The organism is Streptomyces aurantiogriseus (assembly GCF_014649375.1).
Classification (GTDB): Bacteria; Actinomycetota; Actinomycetes; order Streptomycetales; family Streptomycetaceae; genus Streptomyces; species Streptomyces aurantiogriseus.
Genome location: NZ_BMSX01000063.1, coordinates 1 through 3026 on the forward strand (window position 1 = coordinate 1; position 3026 = coordinate 3026).

Annotated in this window: 2 protein-coding genes and 1 pseudogene; 1 reads left to right on the forward strand and 2 read right to left on the reverse strand. The window is 71.6% G+C overall.

Translation table 11 applies throughout. The features are described 5' to 3' along the window. Together IE263_RS47935 and IE263_RS47940 are read right to left on the reverse strand one after the other, a co-directional pair. Positions 1–1777, reverse strand: a 1777-nt coding sequence (locus tag IE263_RS47935; RefSeq protein ID WP_189944446.1) for an Ig-like domain-containing protein, incomplete at its 3' end; no start/stop codon positions are given. A 451-nt stretch (positions 1778–2228) separates the two neighbouring features. Beyond that, positions 2229–2681, reverse strand: a complete 453-nt coding sequence (locus IE263_RS47940; protein WP_194517092.1) for a MarR family winged helix-turn-helix transcriptional regulator — start codon at positions 2679–2681, stop codon at positions 2229–2231. Positions 2682–2700: 19 nt separating this feature from the next. Between IE263_RS47940 and IE263_RS49410 the strand changes: the two are divergent. Further along, a pseudogene (locus IE263_RS49410) lies at positions 2701–3026 on the forward strand (esterase); the annotation flags it as partial.

A 3026-nucleotide genomic window follows, 5' to 3' on the forward strand; every position in this document is an offset into this window, starting at 1 on the left:
TGCTGGTCCCCGCCGCGCTCACCGTCTGGGTGTCGGTCCCGGTGGAGGCGGTGAAGTCGGCGTCCCCGCCGTAGGTGGCGGTGATGGTGTACGGGCTGCCGATGGCGCTGGTGTAGGTGTGGGTGACCACCGCTGCGCCGCCCACCAGGCTCACGGTCTCGGCCGGGCTGCCGTCGCCGAAGTTGATGGTGACGTTCCCCGTGGGCGTTCCGGCGCCCGGCGTCACCGGCGCCACCGTCGCGGTGATGGTCACCTCTTGGCCGACCGTCGACGGATCCGGCGCGGACGTGACGGTGGTGGTCGTGGCCGAGGGGCTGACGATGTGGAGGTCGGTGCCCGAGGAGCCGGCGAAGTCTCCGGTCCCGGCGTAGGTGGCGGTGACGGTGAACGGGCTGCCGGTGGTGGAGGTGTAGGTGTGGGTCACCGTCGCCGTGCCGCCCACCAGGGTGCCGCTCTGGGGCGGCGACCCGTCGCCGAAGTCGAAACTGACCGTCCCCGTCGGCGTGCCCGCACCCGGGGCCACCGGCGTCACCGTCGCGGTGAAGGTCACCGGCTGGCCCACCACCGACGGATCCGGCGAGGAGACCACCGCCGTGATCGTGGCCGAGGCGCCCACGGTGTGGGTGTCCGTGCCCGACGACGTGACGAAGCTCCCGTCGCCGCTGTAGGTGGCCGTCACTGTGAACGGGCTGCCCGTGGCGGTGGTGTAGGCGTGCGTGGTGGTGGCGGTGCCACCGGACAACGGAACCGTCACCGGCGCCGCCCCGTCCCCGAAGGTGAACGTGACCGTCCCCGTCGGCGTGCCCGCACCCGGGGCCACCGGCGTCACCGTCGCGGTGAAGGTCACCGGCTGGCCCACCGCCGACGGATCCGGCGAGGAGACCACCGCCGTGGTCGTCGTCGCCGGCAGCACGGTCTGAATGTCGGCGCCTGTGGAGGGCTTGAGGTTGGCGTTCCCGCTGTAGGTCGCGGTGATGGCGTACGGACTGCCGGTGGCGCTGCCGTACGCGTGGTTGACCGTGGCCGTACCTCCCACCAGGGGAACCGTCACCGGTGGCGACCCGTCGCCGAAAACGAAGGTCACCGTGCCTGTGGGCGTGCCCAGCCCTGGGGGCACCGGCGTCACGGTGGCAGTGAAACTCACCTGCTGGCCCGCCACCGACGGATCCGGCGAGGAGGTGACCGTAGTCGTGGTGGCCGCCTTCTTGTGCACGGTGTGCCTGCTCGTCCCGAACGACGGCAGGTAGTTGGCATCCCCGCCGTAGATCGCGGTGATCGTGTGCGGACCGGCGCTCAGGGTGTTCGTGGTGACCGTCGCCGTTCCTCCTACCAGCGGCGCCGTCAGCGTCGGCCCCCCGGTGATGACGAAGGTGACGGTGCCCGTCGGCGTGCCGGTCCCCGGCGCGACCGGCGCCACCGTCGCCGTGATCGTCACCGGCTCGCCGAAGCCCGACGGATCCGGTGCGGACGTCACCGTCGTCCGGGTGGCCGCCTTGATGACCGCCTGGACCGTGGCTCCCGTGGACGGGGTGAAGTTGGCGTCACCGCTGTAGGCGGCGGTGACCGGGTGGGTTCCGACGGACAGGTCCTCGACCGTCGCCGTCGCTGTACCGCCCACGACGGGCACCGTCACAGTCGGCCCGCCGGTGACGGTGAAGGTGACCGTCCCCGTCGGAGTCCCCGCTCCGAGCGGGATGACGATCGCGGTCAGCGTCACCGGCTGACCGATGACCGAAGGATTCGGTGAGGTGGTGACTAGGGTTACCGTGGCTGGCATGATCGCGGCCCTCCAGTGAGGTCGAAGCCGGTTGGGGCTGCTTCTCGTCGCCGCACTGCCAGGGGCCGCCGCTACCGACGGTGGCCGAAACCGGCCATCACAGACCGCCGTTCCCCGACAGGGAGATGGGCGGCCCCGGGTCGATGCCACAAGTACGCGCCCGACCGGTTCCGCCACGCCAGAACGACGACGCCGAATCCCCCGAAGAGGCGAGCGCACAAGCCGCGCCAGCCGCGCGAAGACGGCCCACGGCACCGGCGTGCAACGATCGCCGTGCGCCCCGTGACCGGCGGTCATGGCCCGGCTTCATGGCGGCCTGGGTCTGCCGGCCCGTCGCCCTCACCAGCGTGGCCGCACCGGCGGCGGTCGCGGCACTGACCGGCGCCTCACCATCCGTCGTACGGCGGCCGGTTGAGGGCGCGGCACCTCAACACGCCGGGCCCGGCACGGGTCAGCCGTCGGCGACGTTCGAACTGATCAGGCGGAGCAGCTGCTTGGCCATGGCGTCCTGCTCGGCGGTCAGCCCCATGGCGTCCCCGATGGCGAGCGGGACCGTGCGGGCACGCTCCTGGAGGCGCGCCCCGGCGTCGGTGAGGCGGATGGCGACCGAGCGCTCGTCGTCCGGCCGGCGTTCGCGACGCAGCAGGCCGCCCGCCTCCAGGCGCTTCAGAAGAGGTGACAGCGTGCTGGACTCCAGCTGGAGCGCGGTGCCCAAGTCCCGTACGGAGATGGAGTCCTGCTCCCAGAGCACGAGCATGACCAGGTACTGGGGGTAGGTCAGCCCGAGTTCCTCGAGGAGGGGGCGGTAGCGCGCGGTGACCGCGCGCGAGGCCGCGTACAGGGCGAAGCAGAGCTGGTCGTCGAGGAGCAGCGATCCGTCGGTCGCTTCGGCGGCTCGGTCCACGGCGCGGCTCCTGGTTCCTGTGCTGGTCACCGGTGATCACCCCAGCCTACCGTTCGAGTCCTCTCGATTCTATCGCCCCCTAATTAGTTGTGCACGACTTAATAGCACGCTACTCTTCTCGGCGTGCCACCGCTTCCGGCGAGGACTAGCGTCGGAGGCTGCCCGGGGCACCCGAACCGAGGAGGTCGCCATGACCGACACCACCCCCACCCGCCCCGTTCTCGAGGCCGCCGCCCAAGCCTTCGCCGAGGCCACGGCGAACCCGCCGTACCTGTTCGACCTCGGCCCGGCGGAAGGGCGCAAGGCCGTCGACGAGGTGCAGTCCGGCGAGATCGGCAAGCCGGA